General features: G+C 72.6%; 13 protein-coding genes. 6 read left to right on the top strand and 7 right to left on the bottom strand.

The genetic code is table 11. The features are described from left to right. Positions 1–61 precede the first annotated feature (61 nt). On the bottom strand, positions 62–214 hold the full coding sequence (locus HW837_RS19275) for a hypothetical protein (protein ID WP_086786875.1): 153 nt from the start codon (positions 212–214) through the stop codon (positions 62–64). 249 nt (positions 215–463) lie between these two features. On the opposite strand from HW837_RS19275, the gene HW837_RS19280 reads away from it, so the two are divergent. Then, positions 464–1,360 (top strand): NYN domain-containing protein, encoded by an 897-nt coding sequence (locus HW837_RS19280; RefSeq protein WP_045559089.1) that lies wholly within the window; start codon positions 464–466, stop codon positions 1,358–1,360. A gap of 75 nt (positions 1,361–1,435) precedes the next feature. Here the strand turns inward: HW837_RS19280 and HW837_RS19285 are convergent, their stop codons facing one another. After that, a complete protein-coding gene (locus HW837_RS19285; protein ID WP_093792435.1) occupies positions 1,436–2,311 on the bottom strand; it encodes an alpha/beta fold hydrolase in 876 nt (291 codons plus the stop codon). A 339-nt stretch (positions 2,312–2,650) separates the two neighbouring features. Next, positions 2,651–5,347, bottom strand: coding sequence for a DEAD/DEAH box helicase (locus HW837_RS19290; protein WP_390623618.1), 2,697 nt, complete (start codon positions 5,345–5,347; stop codon positions 2,651–2,653). Between the two features lie 320 nt (positions 5,348–5,667). Between HW837_RS19290 and HW837_RS19295 the strand changes: the two genes are divergently transcribed. Further along, entirely contained in the window at positions 5,668–6,444 is a 777-nt protein-coding gene (locus HW837_RS19295; protein ID WP_033525496.1) for a ferritin-like fold-containing protein, read from the top strand. A gap of 293 nt (positions 6,445–6,737) precedes the next feature. Here HW837_RS19295 and HW837_RS19300 read toward each other — a convergent pair whose 3' ends face one another. From HW837_RS19300 to HW837_RS19315, 4 genes are all read right to left on the bottom strand, one after another. Next, complete coding sequence (locus HW837_RS19300) at positions 6,738–7,010, bottom strand: hypothetical protein (RefSeq protein WP_045559086.1); 273 nt, start codon at positions 7,008–7,010, stop codon at positions 6,738–6,740. A gap of 208 nt (positions 7,011–7,218) precedes the next feature. After that, positions 7,219–7,446: a DUF3107 domain-containing protein gene (locus HW837_RS48725; protein WP_045559085.1), complete on the bottom strand. Its 228-nt coding sequence runs from the start codon at positions 7,444–7,446 to the stop codon at positions 7,219–7,221. 169 nt (positions 7,447–7,615) lie between these two features. Continuing rightward, positions 7,616–8,257 (bottom strand): TetR/AcrR family transcriptional regulator, encoded by a 642-nt coding sequence (locus HW837_RS19310; RefSeq protein ID WP_045559253.1) that lies wholly within the window; start codon positions 8,255–8,257, stop codon positions 7,616–7,618. A 201-nt stretch (positions 8,258–8,458) separates the two neighbouring features. After that, positions 8,459–8,677, bottom strand: a complete 219-nt coding sequence (locus HW837_RS19315) for a hypothetical protein (protein ID WP_045559084.1) — start codon at positions 8,675–8,677, stop codon at positions 8,459–8,461. Positions 8,678–9,100: 423 nt separating this feature from the next. Between HW837_RS19315 and HW837_RS19320 the strand changes: the two genes are divergently transcribed. The 4 genes from HW837_RS19320 to HW837_RS19335 all read left to right on the top strand — a co-directional run bounded on the left by HW837_RS19320 (position 9,101) and on the right by HW837_RS19335 (position 16,157). Beyond that, the gene (locus tag HW837_RS19320; protein ID WP_193382685.1) at positions 9,101–10,330 is read left to right on the top strand and encodes an alpha/beta fold hydrolase; all 1,230 of its coding nucleotides are present in this window, start codon (positions 9,101–9,103) and stop codon (positions 10,328–10,330) included. A gap of 287 nt (positions 10,331–10,617) precedes the next feature. Beyond that, a complete protein-coding gene (locus tag HW837_RS48730; protein WP_456340286.1) occupies positions 10,618–12,189 on the top strand; it encodes a DUF3152 domain-containing protein in 1,572 nt (523 codons plus the stop codon). Positions 12,190–12,408: 219 nt separating this feature from the next. Further along, positions 12,409–14,904, top strand: a complete 2,496-nt coding sequence (locus HW837_RS19330; RefSeq protein ID WP_313895647.1) for a DUF3492 domain-containing protein — start codon at positions 12,409–12,411, stop codon at positions 14,902–14,904. After that, positions 14,901–16,157 carry a hypothetical protein gene (locus HW837_RS19335; protein WP_237270252.1) on the top strand — a complete coding sequence of 419 codons (1,257 nt, stop codon included), beginning with the start codon at positions 14,901–14,903 and terminating at the stop codon, positions 16,155–16,157. The genes HW837_RS19330 and HW837_RS19335 overlap by 4 nt, the downstream gene beginning before the upstream one ends. The last annotated feature ends 156 nt before the right edge of the window (positions 16,158–16,313 follow it).

Here is a 16,313-nt window from a genome sequence, read left to right on the forward strand (position 1 = left end):
TCGCAGAGCCCCGTACGGCGTCGTGCCGTACGGGGCTCCGAAGTGTGAACGGATCCGCGTCCTATGAAGCGGTCACGTCGGCCGGGCGGATCCAGAGGCGCTGTCCGATGGCGGCGGCCTGCTGCACGATCCGGTTGACGGAGGCGGCGTCCACGACCGTGCTGTCGACGGGCGTGCCGTCGATGTCGTCGAGTCGCAGGATTTCGAAGCGCAAGGGCTTCTCCCTTCGTCTGGTCATCCTCCTGAGGAGAACTACTGGTGGTGGTGGCCCACGGGTCGTCGGTGCCCGTGTTCCATGAGGAGTCAACGGTATGCGTGTTACAAACATTCCCTACGCTAAGGAAATTTTTCGGGAAGCTAATTACTAGCAGGTAAGCGGTGTGGTGGTATGTCTACCTGAAGGCAGGAAGACTGATTGGGACCGGTTGTGTTCGCAGCGTGACCGCCGGGACAATGGGCAGTAATGAACGACGACCTCACGGCGCTCGGCGCCCGCATCGACCGAACGAACGAGCTGCTGCACCGCATGCTCGCCGAGGTGGCGAAGACACCCTCGACGCACGCGATCTTCGTCGATGCCGGGTATCTGTACGCGGCCGTGGGACGGCTCGTCGCGGGGACGGAGGACCGGCGGTCCTTCGACCTCGACCCGGAAGGGCTCATCGACGCGCTGATCGACAAGGCGCGCACGATCTTCGCGGACAGCCGGCTGCTGAGGGTCTACTGGTACGACGGGGCGCGCCGCCGCATCCATACGGCGGAACAGCAGTCGATCGCCGAGCTGCCGGACGTGAAGGTCCGCCTCGGCAACCTCAACGCGAACAACCAGCAGAAGGGCGTCGACTCCCTGATCCGCACCGACCTGGAGTCACTGGCCCGCCACCGCGCGATCAGCGACGCGGCCCTGATCGGCGGCGACGAGGACCTGGTGTCGGCGGTCGAGGCTGCCCAGGGGTACGGGGCGCGGGTCCATCTGTGGGGCATCGAGGCGCCTGAGGGCCGCAACCAGGCCGAGCCGCTGCTCTGGGAGGTCGACAGCCAGCGCACCTTCGACCTCGACTTCTTCAAGCCGTACGTGTCACGCCGGGCCGCCGCCACCTACGACGCCCCCACCGGGGCGCGCCCCAGCCGTGAGGACGTCCGCTTCGTCGGCGCCCAGATCGCCGCGAAGTGGCTCGCCTCCCGGGGCCGGGAGACCTTGCAGGAACTGCTCCACGGCCACCCGTACCTCCCCGGTTCCGTCGACCAGGACCTGCTCGTCGAGGCGGAGGGCCTGCTCCAGTACTCGCTGCGGGGACAGGCGGACCTGAGACGGGCGCTGCGGGACGGCTTCTGGGAGCACCTGCGGGCCCAGTACTGAGGGCAGGGCAGGCGGGGCAGAGCAGAGCTGGGCCGGCTGTTCGGCGCGTTCGGCGGGGTTCGGTCCTAGTGGCGCTCAGCGGCCGAGCCGGTCCCAGAAGCCGATGAGGGCGTCGGCCGTCGCCTGCGGCTGATCGGTGTTGGGGGAGTGCTCGGCGCCGCGGACGACGGTGCGGTGGGCGCGCAGCCGGACGGCCATGTCGTCGAGGACCGGGATGGGCCAGGTGTCGTCGCGTTCGCCGGAGATGACGTGCTTGGGCAGGCCCACGGCGGCGAGTTCGGCGACGCGGTCGGGTTCCGCGCAGAGCTGGCGGCCCGTGGCGATGAGCTGGGCCGGTTGGGTGGCGAGCCAGCGGCGGCGCAGGTCGTCCCGGTCGTCCAGCCCCGCGTCGAGGGCGCCCGTGTCGGCCTCCTCCGGCTCCGGTGCCTCCATCGCCTGGATGGCGTCCCACACCTGCTCCATGTCCATCACGGCCAGGGCGTCCCGCAACAGCTTCACGCGCTCCTGCTGACCGGCCGAGATCTCGGCCGGGCCCGAGGCCATGAGGGTGAGGGAGGCGAAGGGGGAGGCGTCCCTCAGCACGGCGGCGCGGGAGATCTGGCCGCCGAGTGAGTGGCCGACGAGGTGGAGCGGGCCGCCGTCGCCCACGGCCTGTGCCTGGGCGAGCAGGTCCTGCGCCAACTCCGCCTGAGCGTAAGGCGCTTCGTCGTTCTCGGCGCCCGGGCTCTCGTACTGGCCGCGCCCGTCCACGGCCACCGTCCGGTACCCCGCCGCCGCCAACGGCTCGTGCAGCGCGATGAAGTCCTCCTTGCTCCCGGTGAACCCCGGCACGAGCAGGACGCTCCCCTTCACCGCCACCCCCGCCTCGATCACGGCGAACTCCCCACGAGGGGTACGCAAACGATGGGCGCGCGCGCCGGGAGGAGGGGTGAACGAGGGGGGACGGCTCATGGGGGGAGCGTAACGGGCCCCGGCGGGGGCGGCTCGTGGTGCCCCTGGGGGCGGCGTCGGGTGCGTTGTCGGGTGCGTGGTGGGTGGGGGTTGCTCGCGCAGTTCCCCGCGCCCCTGAAAAGCAGGGGCTGCGCCCCGTGCTTTTCGGCCCGAAATGGCCGTAGGCCTTTCAGGGGCGCGGGGAACTGCGCGACCAGCCCCCACCGAAGGGACGCTTGGGGGTCGAAGGGGCGCAGCCCCTCAAGGACGGGACGGGTAGGGGCGGCGGGGGCGAGCAAAAAAGGCCGGAGGCCCGGCCCCACCAGGGAACCGGACCTCCACCAGCCAGCCAGAACGGACTCAGCCCTCCGAGCCCTCCACCACAGCCACAGCAGCCTTCCGCACCCGCCGCCGAGGAGCCGGAGCCTCAGCCCCCGCCTCCCCACCGTCCACGGACGCCGCAGCCTTCCGCGTCCGACGCGGCTTCGTCGCCTGCTCCTCCGTAGGCTGCGCGGGAACCGCCCCCTCAGCCGCCGCCGTGACCTTACGGGCCCGGCGGCGCGGCTTGGGCGCCTCGGCGGCGTCGACGGCGGTCTCGGCGGCGCTGTCCGTCGCCTCGCCCACGCTCTCGACGCTCTCGGCGACCTTGCGGGTACGCCGGCGCGGCTTGGCCGTTGCCGGTGCCTCCTCGGCCGCGGCTTCCTCGCTCACGGTCTCGGCGGGCGCCGCCTCGACGGGGGCAGCGACCTTGCGCGTACGGCGACGCGGCTTGGTCACGGCCTCGGCGGCAGGCTCGGCGACAGCCGTGCCCTCCGCCGTGTCGACCACGGCCTCGGCGGCAGGCGCCTCGACGGCGGCCGCGACCTTGCGGGTCCGACGACGCGGGGCCGGAGCCTCGACCACCGCCTCCTCGGCGACAGCCTCCACCACGCTCTCGGCAGCCGTCGCAGCGACCTTGCGGGTCCGGCGGCGCGGCTTGGGCGCCTCGGCGGCGCTGTCCGTCGCCTCGACGGCACTCTCGACGCTCTCGGCGGCCTTACGGGTACGCCGACGCGGCTTGGCCGTTGCCAGGGCCTCCTCGGCCGCGGCCGCGGCTTCCTCGCTCACGGTCTCGGCCGGCGCCGCCTCGACGGGGGCGGCGACCTTGCGCGTACGGCGACGCGGCTTGGTCACGGCCTCGGCGGCCGGCTCGACGCCGGTCGTACCCTCCGCCGTGTCCAGCGCGGCATCCGCGCCGGGCGCGGCCTCGGCCACGGGAGCGGCGGCGGCCTCGACCGACTTACGGGTGCGGCGGCGACGCGGCTTGGGAGCCTCCTCCACCGACTCGACGGGCGCGCCCGCGACGGTGTCGACCACGACCTCCGCCGACTCGACCGGCGCACTGTCGACCGTCTCGGTCTCGGTCTCGGCCCCGGTCACGGCCTCGGCGGCGGGGTTCGCCCCGGCGCGCGTCCGGCGGCGACGGCGAGGCGTACGCGGCTCGGACGCGACGGAGTCGCTGCCCGGCGTCTGCGTGGACTCCGACGGCTCCGTGACCGCGACGGCCTCCGGCGACGCCCCTTCCGCGGTGCTGCCACCACGCGTACGGCGGCGACGACGCGGCGTACGCGCCGGGCGCTCACGCTCGGCGGACGACGGACCGGAGGAGCCACTGCCACGGCCGCCACGCCCGCGCGGACCACGCCCGCCCGGCTCGCCGAGGTCCTCCAGCTCCTCCGCGTCCAGCCCGGCGCGGGTGCGCTCGGAACGCGGCAGGACGCCCTTCGTGCCGGCGGGGATGCTCAGTTCCTCGAAGAGGTGCGGGGACGTCGAGTACGTTTCCGGCGGGTCGTTGAACCCGAGGTCCAGCGCCTTGTTGATGAGCTGCCAGCGCGGGATGTCGTCCCAGTCGACGAGGGTGATCGCGATGCCCTTGGCGCCCGCGCGGCCCGTACGGCCGATGCGGTGCAGGTACGTCTTCTCGTCCTCGGGGGACTGGTAGTTGATGACGTGGGTGACACCCTCGACGTCGATGCCGCGGGCGGCGACGTCGGTGCAGACGAGGACGTCCACCTTGCCGTTGCGGAAGGCGCGCAGCGCCTGCTCGCGGGCGCCCTGGCCCAGGTCGCCGTGGACCGCGCCGGAGGCGAAGCCCCGCTGCTTGAGCTGGTCGGCGAGGTCGGCGGCCGTGCGCTTGGTGCGGCAGAAGACCATGGCCAGTCCCCGGCCGTCGGCCTGCAGTATGCGCGCGACCAGCTCGGGCTTGTCCATGTTGTGCGCACGGTAGATGTGCTGCGAGGTGTTGCGGACCGTCGCGCCCTCGTCGTCCGGAGCCGTGGCGCGGATGTGCGTCGGCTGGGACATGTAACGGCGGGCGAGGCCGATGACCGCGCCCGGCATGGTCGCCGAGAACAGCATGGTCTGGCGGCGGGCCGGAAGCATGTTGATGATCTTCTCGACGTCGGGCAGGAAGCCCAGGTCGAGCATCTCGTCGGCCTCGTCGAGGACCAGGCACTTGACGTGCTTGAGGTTCAGCTTCTTCTGGCCCGCGAGGTCGAGGAGCCGCCCGGGGGTACCGATGACGACGTCGACGCCCTTCTTCAGGGCCTCGACCTGGGGCTCGTACGCGCGGCCGCCGTAGATCGCGGTGACGCGGACGTTGCGCACCTTGCCGGCGGTGAGCAGGTCGTTGGTGACCTGGGTGCACAGCTCACGGGTGGGGACGACCACGAGCGCCTGCGGCGAGTCGACGAGGTCCTCGGGCTTGGCGCGGCCGGCCTCGACGTCGGCGGGGACGATGACGCGCTCGAGGAGCGGAAGACCGAAGCCCAGCGTCTTGCCGGTGCCGGTCTTGGCCTGGCCGATGACGTCGGTGCCGGAGAGGGCGACCGGGAGCGTCATCTCCTGGATGGGGAAGGGGGTGATGATGCCGACGGCCTCAAGGGCCTCGGCCGTCTCGGGGAAGATGCCGAGATCGCGGAAAGTCGTAGTCAGGGTGCTGCCTCTTCTGTGTACGCGGTGTGAGGCGAGCGCGGGGGGGCGTGTCAGACCGTGCCGGGGGACGTCGGCCGCCCTCACGGGCGGACCGTGTGGGCACGGGACCACTGCCGACGCTCTAGCGCTCATACCGCTGAGGGGTTCCCTCCGGACGCCGTACGTGAAGTGCCGTACGGAAAAGGAGGGCTGTCGGGTCGGAGCCGATCGGGCCACCGACCGGGCATCCTCATGCGTGCGGCCTGTCGAGGCACCGTCGAACTACATCTCGGTACCAGCAGGCGCATTACCACCATACCCCGGAATCGCGCATATGCGATGGCCGATTTGGTCACGTAGTCGTCGTCACACTGTGGGGCGCGCGATATGACCGGGCCCTTCCGCCTTGCGCGGAGCGGGCTATTGTGCGCTTCATGACCACGTCTGACAAGCCTGAGAACGCCACCGGCGGCGAGTCCGCCGACGCCGCCGACACCACGGAGGTCACCGGGATCGCCGCCCAGAACTGGGAGCGTGCCTCCGCCGACCCGCAGTACCGCGCCGCGGTGGTGGATCTGCTGGGCGCGCTGGCGTACGGGGAGCTGGCGGCGTTCGAACGGCTCGCGGAGGACGCGAAGCTGGCGCCGACCCTCGTCGACAAGGCGGAGCTGGCGAAGATGGCGGCGGCCGAGTTCCACCACTTCGAGAGGCTCGCCGGCCGGCTCACCGAGATCGGGGAGGAGCCCACGCGCGCCATGGAGCCCTTCGTCGACGCGCTCGACGGCTTCCACAAGCAGACCGCCCCCTCGGACTGGCTGGAGGGCCTCGTCAAGGCCTACGTCGGCGACTCGATCGCCAGCGACTTCTACCGGGAGGTCGCGGCGCACCTCGACTCGGACACGCGCGGACTCGTGCTCGCGGTGCTCGACGACACGGGGCACGCCGGGTTCGCCGTGGAGAAGGTGCGGGCCGCGATCGACGAGGACCCGCGGGTGGGCGGCCGACTCGCCCTCTGGGCAAGGAGGTTGATGGGGGAGGCGCTCTCGCAGTCGCAGCGGGTGGTGGCCGACCGGGACGCCCTGTCCACGATGCTCGTGGGCGGTGTGGCCGACGGGTTCGACCTCGCCGAGGTGGGGCGCATGTTCTCCCGGATCACCGAGGCACACACCAAGCGGATGGCTGCGCTCGGCCTGGCAGCGTGAGCGCCTAGGGCGTGTTGCGAAAGTCCCGTCGTTCGCCCGAAGGGCGGGCCTCGCGGCGTCAGGTGCGTGCTCTCGGCGTGCCGGGCGGAAGCCCTCGTACTGGATGTACTTGGGCTTTCGCCCGGCGCGGCGAGAGTGCGTGCATGGCGTCGCGAGGCAGGCGGGACTTTCGCAACACGCCCTAGCCGCCGTGGGGTGAGCTGTCGTCCGGCCGGGGCGGGTGCGGGTGCTTCGTGGCTGGTCCCGCACTGCCCCGCGCCCCTGGATGGGGCTTCGCCCCTATCCGTTGATCCTCACGCTGTCGCTGAGCTGCTGCGTCGAAAGCGTTCCGTCGGGCGGAGGAGCAGCGAGAGGGAGGCCGCCGCGACGACGAGGGCGCCGGCGAGGACCACCAGGTAGTTGGCCGAACCCAGTGCCGTGTGCGTGAGGAACGCGCCGAAGAGGCCACCGGCGGTGCCCGTCGGCAGGACCAGAGCGCGGGCCGGCAGACGGTGCGGCAGACGGTAGACGACGGCGCAGGCGAGGGCGAAACCGAGGAGTGCGGATCCGAGTGCTTCCAAGAACATGATCGGGTTCCCTCCCGCACGGCCTGGCCTGGGCAAATCGGTTGTAGCCGGTATTACCCGCGAGGCGTGGGACGCAATCATCGTCTGTGGACGAGTTGTGGCCGCTCTGTGGCGCGCGTCCCATGGCGGCCATGAGACGCGGGCGCATGGAAGGGGCCCGGTGGTTTCACACCACCGGGCCCCTTCCGTACGCCTCTTGTGCTCGTGACTACAGCGCGCTGAAGCCCACCTTGCGGACGGTCGGCTCGCCGATGTCGATGTAAGCGAGACGGTCGGCCGGGATCAGCACCTTGCGGCCGTGCTCGTCCGTGAGGCTCAGCAGCGCCGACTTGCCGGTCAGCGCCTCGGCAACCGCACGCTCGACCTCCTCGGCACTCTGACCGCTCTCCAGAACGATCTCGCGGGGCGCGTGCTGCACGCCGATCTTGACCTCCACGGCTATGTCCCTCCGACGGTCAGTGAAATGCGCGGGCTTCCGCGCCGTACGCAGCACACATTAGCCCGGTGAGGGGACGTACACGCTCCGCCCGAGAACGCCAGGAGCGAACAGGGGGCGGGAACAAATCCCCGGACCTGTGTGCGGCGGGGTCGGCCGGCCGACGGGGTCAGTGCTGGTCGAGGCCGTGCAGGGGGAAGCCCGCGATACCGCGCCAGGCCAGCGAGGCCAGCAACTGGACCGCCTGCTCACGCGGGACGCTGCGGTCGCTGTGCAGCCAGGACCGTGCCACCACCTGGGAGAGGCCGCCCAGACCCGAGGCGAGGAGCATCGACTCCGCACGGGAGAGGCCCGTGTCCTCCTCGATGACGTCGCAGATGGCCTCGGCGCACTCGTTGGTGACCTTGTCGACGCGCTCGCGCACGGCGGGCTCGTTCGTCAGGTCGGACTCGAAGACCAGCCGGAAGGCACCGCCCTCGTCCTCGACGTACGCGAAGTAGGCGTCCATCGTCGCCCGGACCCGCTGCTTGTTGTCGGTCGTCGACGCCAGCGCGCCGCGCACCGCCTGGATCAGGGCCTCGCAGTGCTGGTCCAGCAGGGCCAGGTAGAGGTCGAGCTTGCCGGGGAAGTGCTGGTAGAGCACCGGCTTGCTGACTCCGGCGCGCTCGGCGATGTCGTCCATCGCGGCGGAGTGGTAGCCCTGGGCCACGAAGACTTCCTGGGCGGCGCCCAGCAACTGGTTCCGTCGGGCTCGGCGGGGCAGCCGTGTGCCCCGCGGGCGCGCCGCCTCTGTCTGCTCGATGGCTGTCACGCCGCCTCCCAAGATCGTCCACATGCGGGTGTGCGCCGCGCCGCCATCGTACTTTTCAGTAACCCTGGTGTGCGCGGTGCGAGCGCAGAATTTCACGGACCGGACAGCTGGGAAAGTGCCGCCAATCACGTCAAACGGGGGCAGGGCGGGCAGAAGGAAGCCCTTTCTCGTCACCGGTCGTCGTCCCTGGTGAGGATCGGGTTACCGATAGTCGTCCTCGTCCAGGGAGACCACGCGGGCCTGTTCCGCCAGATCGGCCTCGTTGGCCGTGCCCGGATCGACGTCGGTCAGCGGATCGTCCCGGTGCGGGGCGACGTCCGCGTGCTGCTCGGCGGCATCGGCCTCGGGGGCCTCGACATCGTCCAACTCCACGGAGTCCTCCTCGGCGAAGGTGTCGGGATCGGTCGGATCGACTGCCATCGTGGTTCCCCTTTCCTGCTGCTGCCCGGTGCTGTCCTGGTGCCGCCGGAACGTCCCCGACGGCGACGGGGGCCACGTACGGGTGCCCTCTTCGCGAGCCCGGATGCGCCGCCCGCGAGCTCGGCTCGCGAGCCTGTGCCCGGTCTCGGTCCGGGGTGCGTGCCCGGGCTGCCTCCGGGCCGCTTCCGGGCCGGCTCGTGGGCGGGCTTGCGGGCCCCTCCGCGAGCACGCTTCCGAGCCTAGGAGACAGGTCATCGCGGCGCTACGCGGTCGGGCCGGACCCGGTGCGGACCGTCGGGGCGCGGACGGTCCGGCGGCGAAGTGACCGGCATCCGGTACCCCCTGAGAAGTGGCTGAATTGTGGTGTCGTCTGTGACGGCGAACACATGAGTCACTGCGTGATCGTCTCGTAACATTGCCCGCATGTCTTCGACCGATCTGCCGTCCCTGCTGACCGCCACCGCGTCGCCGAAGGCGAGTGCCGTGCGCGTGGCGCCCGGTGAGCGGCTGAGGTCGGTCCGGTTGCCGGGCATCACGTTGTCGGTTCGGTCGAGACCGCCGGCGCGCGAGGGGCTGCCGCCCGCCCTGTACGTGCACGGCCTGGGCGGCTCCTCGCAGAACTGGTCCGCGCTGATGCCACTGCTCGACGGGCTCGTCGAGAGCGAGGCGCTCGACCTGCCCGGCTTCGGCGACTCGCCGCCGCCGGACGACGGCAACTACTCCGTCACCGGACACGCGCGCGCGGTCATCCGCTACCTCGACTCCACCGGGCGCGGCCCCGTACACCTCTTCGGCAACTCTCTCGGCGGCGCGATCACGACCCGTGTCGCCGCACTGCGCCCGGACCTCGTCCGCACCCTGACCCTCGTGTCGCCCGCCCTGCCGGAGTTGCGCGTGCAGCGGACCGCCGTGCCGACGGGGCTGCTCGCCCTGCCGGGCATGGCGGCGCTCTTCACCCGCTTCACCAAGGGCTGGAGCGCCGAACAGCGCGTCCGGGGCGTCACGGCGCTCTGCTACGGCGACCCCGGCCGTGTCACGGACGAGGGTTTCCGCAACGCCGTGGAGGAGATGGAGCGGCGCCTACAACTGCCGTACATGTGGGACGCGTTGACGCGTTCGGCCCGAGGGATCGTGGACGCCTACACTTTGGGCGGGCAGCACTCGCTCTGGCGCCAGGCCGAGCGGGTCCTCGCCCCGACCCTCCTCGTCTACGGCCGACGCGACCAGCTCGTCGGCTACCGCATGGCCCAGCGCGCCGCCCGCTCCTTCCGCGACTCCCGTCTCGTCTCCCTGCCGGACGCGGGGCACGTGGCGATGATGGAGTACCCGGAGGCGGTCGCCGCCGCGTTCCGCGAACTGCTCGCGGATTCGGGGAGCTCGCGGGGCGGGGCGGATGCGATGCCGGCGGGTTCGGAATCGGCGGATCTGGTGTCCGTGGGTTCGGAGGCGGCGGATCTGGTGTCCGTGGGTTCGGAGGCGGCGGATCTGGTGCCGGTGGGTTCGGAGAAGGGTGCAGAGTCCGGGTCCGGGTCGGGGTCGGTCGAGTTTTCGGGTGAGGGTGGTTCGGTGAGTGGCGGTGGGTCGGTCGGCGCCGACGACGGTGATTCGGTCGCCGAAGGGCCGCCCAAGGGCTCGCCCGGCGTGGGGAGCTGAGGCGCGGCGTGGGACGGCACAGCCGCAAGGGGCGGGCGCCGAAAGGCGACACAACCGATATCAAAACCGGTGTCACAGCCGATGTCACAGCCGACAACGCAGCCGATATGAGGACAGCTCGGACGGATGCGTCCACCGGCGCGGGTGGCCGGCCGTCCGCCGCTCGGCCGCAGGCGCAGCCGCCGCAGGGCGCTGCGCCGCCCCGGGGGCACGAGGCGCCGGGGTACGGCAGGACGCCGGGGCAAGGGGCCCCGGGCCAGGGGAGGCCGTCGGGGTTCGGTGGTGGCGTGCCGGGGCAGCAGGGTCGGCCGCCCGGCTTCGGGGGCGCTGCGCCCGGGCAGCAGGGCGCGCGCTTCCCCGACGGCACGCCCGCGCACGGCTTCCCGCGCCATCCCGACGGCACACCGGCACACGGCGTACCGCGATTCGCGGACGGCACTCCGGCGCACGGGTTCCCCCGTCTCCCTGACGGCGCGCCCGGGCAGCAGGGGGCGCGCTTCCCGGACGGCACGCCCGCGCACGGCTTCCCGCGTGTCCCGGACGGTGCCCAGGCGCGCGGCTTTCCTCCGGGTCGGGGAGAACACCCCGAACAGCGTGAAGCGGGCGGGGGTTGGGGCCACCTGGGTGGTGCCGGGCGTCGGCAGGGTGCCGGACCCGGCGTGGCGCCAGGGGCTCCCGGCGGGCCCCCCTATGGTGGGCCGGGCGAGGCGTCACCCCATGGCGCCCCGCACGGCGTGCCTCCGGAGAGTTCGGGCCGCCGTATCCCCATTCCCCGGCAGCGGCAGGAGACCATGCCCCCCGGAGGCCCCCGCCAGGCCTATCTGGACGCCTTCGACGAGGTCGACGACGCCTTCGCACCCGGCCGGACCCATCGCGGCGCGCCGGGGGCCGACGACGACGGCCGAGCCGAGACGGCTCTGGAGGAAAAACCGCTGCGCCGACGGTCACCCCGGCAGGGCGTGTCCGGACAAGGGCCGTCACAGGGCGCGTCCCAGGGGGCGTCCGAGCAGCCGCCGGGCGACGAGGCCGAGGTCGCCGGGACGGCGAAGGGCGGCAAGGGGCGGGCGTTCGTCGGGATCGCGGCCGCCGCTGTCACGACCGTGCTGGTGGTCGTCGTGGGCGGACAGATGGCCGTCGGGGAGGACGACACCGCCGCTCGGCCGCAGGCCGCCGACGCCGGCGAGCGTGCCGTGCGCGACGCCTCGCGCAGTGACAACCGGCCCACACCGTCGGTCCCGCCCAGCCCGAGCGCGACCCCGCTGACGTACGAGCAGAAGATGGACCAGAAGTACGCGCTCGCCGTGGATCTGGAGGGCGGCGGGAAGTTCGAGGCGGTCGGGGGCTTCGACAGGGCGCCGGGGGCGGGGCAGAAGTACCGCTACCGGGTCGATGTCGAGAAGGGGCTCGGGCTGGACGCGGAACTGTTCGCCGACGCCGTGCAGAAGACCCTGAACGACGAACGGAGTTGGGCCCACGGTGGTGGCCGTACGTTCGAGCGGATCTCCTCGGGCACACCCGATTTCGTGATCACGCTGGCGAGTCCGGGGACCACCGCGTTCTGGTGCGCCAAGTCGGGGCTCGACACCACCGTGGACAACGTCTCGTGCGACTCGGCCGCCACCGAGCGCGTGATGATCAACGCGTACCGCTGGGCCCAGGGTTCGGAGACGTACGGCGACGAGATCCACGCGTACCGGCAGATGCTGATCAACCACGAGATCGGCCACCGCCTCAAGTACCCCCATGTGACCTGCGACAAGGACGGCGAACTCGCGCCCGTCATGCAGCAGCAGAGCAAGTTCCTTACCTACGGCGGGATCACCTGCAAGGCCAATCCCTGGCCCTATCCGGGGAGTTGACCGGCTCCGCCGGGGCCGTCGGTGGCCCACGCAGCGTGATCGAGTGATCCTGTAGCGCGACAAAACGCGTCCCGCTAGTGAAAGTTACGACCGTTCACCCCTTTTGGTGGCGCGATGGACAACCGTCCGTCGCGCCACTGCCTTGTCCGCATACGTTCGTCCCGCTGCGGGCCGCCGGGCGAACGGCGGCTCCACAAACGGGAGATCGGGGGTGCACGCGTGCGCATCGGACTGCTTACGGAGGGTGGCTATCCGTATGTGAGCGGTGACGCCAGGCTCTGGTGCGACCGACTCGTACGTGGGCTGGAGCGACACGAGTTCGACATCTACGCGCTCAGCCGGAGCGAGCAACAGGAGGACGAGGGCTGGATCCCGCTGCCGTCGCAGGTCAGCCGGGTCCGTACGGCACCGCTGTGGACGGCCGAGGACGACGGGGTCGTTCATGGCCGCCGGGCGCGAAGGCGCTTCGCGGAGGCGTACGGCGAGCTCGTTGCGGCCGTCTGTTCGGGAGGAGCGGGCGGCGCCGATGCGGGTGGGCGGAACGGCGAGGGTCCGGTCGATGCCGAGGCGGACCGTTTCGGCAACGCGCTGTACGGGCTCGCCGAGCTGGCCCGGGACGAAGGCGGACTGGTCGGCGCGCTGCGCTCCGAGGCCGCCGTCCGCACACTGGAGCGCGCCTGTCGCGCGCCGGGCGCGCTGCGGGGGGCGCGCGAGGCTCGCGTACCGGATCTGCTGACCGTCGCCACCCATCTGGAACGCGCCCTGCGCCCCCTCTCGCTCGACTGGTACGAGGACGACGGCCTCGGCTCGGTCGACCTGTGCCATGCCGCGGCGGGCGGATCGGCCGCGCTGCCCGGGTTGTTGGCCCGACATTTCCACGGGGTGCCCCTCCTGGTCACCGAATACGGCGTGCCGCTGCGGGCGCACTACCTCGGGACGTCGGGAGAGGCGCCGGTACGCGCGCTCCTCGCGGCCTTCCACCGGCGACTGACCGCCGAGGTGTACCGGCAGGCCGCCTGTCTCACCCCCGGCAACACCCATGCCCGCCGCTGGCAGGAGCGCTGCGGCGCCGACCGGGCCAGGATCCGTACCGTCTACCCCGGCATGGACGCCGCCCGCTTCGCGGAGGTCGGCGAGTCGCCGGAGTGCGCGGATCCGCACACGCTGGTGTGGGTGGGCCGGATCGAGCCCGCCAAGGACCTGATCTCGCTGCTGCACGCCTTCGCCGAGATCCGCCGGGCGGAGCCCAGGGCGCGGCTCAGGATCGTCGGAGCGGCGGCGGGGGCCGAGGCCACCGCCTATCTGGGCCACTGCAAGGCCCTCGCCGCGCAGCTCTTCCCCGACGAGGCGGACGGCGTCCACGCCGTCGGCGACAACCCCGTCTCCTTCGAGGAGATCGGCGACCCGGCCGTCCCCGACCTGGCCGAGGCCTACGCCGCAGGCGCGGTGGTCGTGCTGTCGAGCGTCGTCGAGGGGTTCCCGATCAGCCTGGTCGAGGCCATGTTCTGCGCCCGGCCCACGGTCTCCACCGACGTGGGAGCGGTCGTGGAGGTCATCGGCGGCACCGGGCTCGTCGTCCCCCCGCGCAATCCGCGGGCGCTCGCGGAAGCGTGCGTGGCGCTCCTGCGTGAACCCGAGCGCCGTGCGCGCCTGGGCGCGGCCGCCCGCGCCCGCGCTCTCGAACTCTTCACGGTGGAGCAGAACGTCGCGGCATTTCGTGGCATCTACCTGGAGATCGTCTCCCACGCACCGGTACGCAAGATCGTCCTCGACTCCGCCGGCGAACCACTTCCCTTCGGGGCCCCTGCCGAGGCCCACGTCCCCGGCCGCTGGACCGAATCCCGGCCGTCTGCGGGGGGCCTTGGGGCAGTGAGGGGCGCGGGTGTGGTGGGCGTAGCGGGTGTGGCAGGGGTTGCGGGTGTGGCAGGGGTGGCCGGTGTCGTGGGGGTGGCTGGAGTGGCGGGGGCTTCCGGAATGGCCGGAGCTTCCGGAGCGGCTGGGGCTGTCGGGGGAACCGGTGGTGCTGGTAGTGCCGGGGGCGCCGGGACGGCGGGTTCGGATGAGAAGAGGGCCGGGGCCGGGAGACCGCGCTGGGCGGTTGGCTCAGCTGCGCGGACTGCGGCGCCGGGCCGGGAGGCGGTGCCCGAGCGGGATGGGGCGCCGGTCCGGGACGCGGTGATGGGGCGGGATGGGGCGCCGGTTCGAGACGCTGGTCCGGGTTGGGACAGGGCGGTCCGGGACGTTGGTCCGGGGCCGGACGGGGCGGCTCCGCGCGGCGGGGTGTCTGCGCGAGGGGCGGCTTCGGCGGTGGGCGGGACACCGGCCGTTGGGTCTGTTCCTGGGGCGGCTTCCGAGGCCGGCTCGGCTGTGGAGCGGGGCGCTGTACGCGGCTCGACCTCGGCTGAGGCCTCCGGCACGGCCTCAGCCGGGGGCGCAGCTTCGGCGGCGGCCACCACCGCTTCGACTTCCGCCGCGGACGCCGCTTCGGCGGGTGCCAGGGCCGTGGCCCGGTTCCCGGCCACGGCCTCGGCGTCCGCTGCGACCGCCGATGGGGCAGGTGCCACGACGGCGGCCCCCCGCTCGGTCTCGGCCACTGCCGCAGTCACCGGTGTGACCAGGGCGTCGGCAGCGGCGTCCGCTTCGGTACGGGCTGCGGAAAGGCCTTCAGGTGCGGGTGCCGACGAGCCGGTGCCCGCGGGGGAGGGGGCGCGATGAGCGAGTTGCGGTTGAACGGACTGGACGGGCTGGACGGGCTGGACGGGTTCGATGCGAAGCACCCGGTGGACGCCATGACGCCGGACGACCTCCTGGCCCCGCGGGACCTCGTCGCCCCGCCCGACCCTGTCCTCCGGGCGCCCCGCGACGACCTTTCCCTACCCGGGGCCGGACCCAGGTCCGCTCCCCGGCGCGGTGTCGTGGACCCCGTGAAGGCGCTGATGCACCGGCACCGGGAACTCTGCGAGCGGGCGGTCGACCCCCTGGAGATCGCCGCCGGCCTGGAGGCGCACGGGCTGACCGACCGGACGGCCGCCCGCTTTCGGCACCGCGACGTGTTCTCGCTCGCCGAGGAGATGTACGCGCGCGTGTCGCGGGACGGTGAGGAATCCGCGCAGCGCGCGCCAGTGCCGAGCGCGCCCGGCGCACGCGGTGGATGGGTCCTGTTCCCCCTGTTGCCGGGCGCCCTCTGCGCGGCGGGCGTCGTCGGGGTACGGCTCACCGAGGGCCAACCCCGGCTCGCGGCCGCGGCCCTCGGCGCCCTCGCGGTGGCGTTCGGCCTCCGCACGGCACTCGACCGGGGTCCACTGCGCGCCCCGTCCGGTACAGCGGGCCGTACTCGCGCCTGGACCTGCTGGCTGATCGCGTACGCCCTTCTCGGCGACGGCCTGCTCGCCGCCGGGCTCGACGGCGGGCCCCACGGGATGTGGCCCCTGTCCGTCGCACCCGTGCTCGCGCTCGCCCTGTCCTGCACTCCCGCCGTCTGGTGCGCCCACCTCCTCTCCGTGCGGGCTCGCCGCAAACTCACCGCCAGCCGGGGCCTCGCGGAGTTCGCCGAGTCCATGAAGCCGCTGATCCTCGGCGTGTTCGCACTTCACCTCGGTGCCCTGGCCGCCCTGCTGGCGCTCTGCGGCACCTTCCTGGACGAGCCCGCCGGCCACGCGGGCGCCGCGGCCCTCGGGGCGCTGCTGCTGCTCGCCCGTCTCCTCATCGCCCACGGCTTCGCCCAGGCCCCGGTGATCGCCCTCCGCACGGCCGCGCTGGCCGAGGCGCTCGCGCTCGGCACCGTCTTCGCGAGCCGCCTGCCGGGCTGCTCCTTCCTGGCAGTCCCCGTCGAGACCGTCACCCATGCCTGGGGGCCCGAGGCCGTTCCTGCCCTTGTCTGCGGCACCGCCGCACTCGCCCTGCTCCTTCACACCCTCCGCACCCTGACCCGGGCCTCGGCCCATGCCTTGCCCTCCGGGGCGACCTGACCCTCTCGGACTTCCCGCGACGGCCCCATGCCGCCGCGGGAAGTCCGAGCCCGACCGATGCGCGGGGCTCCCGCCCTGTGCGTCCCCTTCCCGCGGGGCCGACACCGCGGGACACCTCATCACCCACGGCACCACCCCATAAGGAGAACGCCAGAT

The organism is Streptomyces caniscabiei (genome assembly GCF_014930365.1).
Taxonomy (GTDB): Bacteria; Actinomycetota; Actinomycetes; order Streptomycetales; family Streptomycetaceae; genus Streptomyces; species Streptomyces caniscabiei.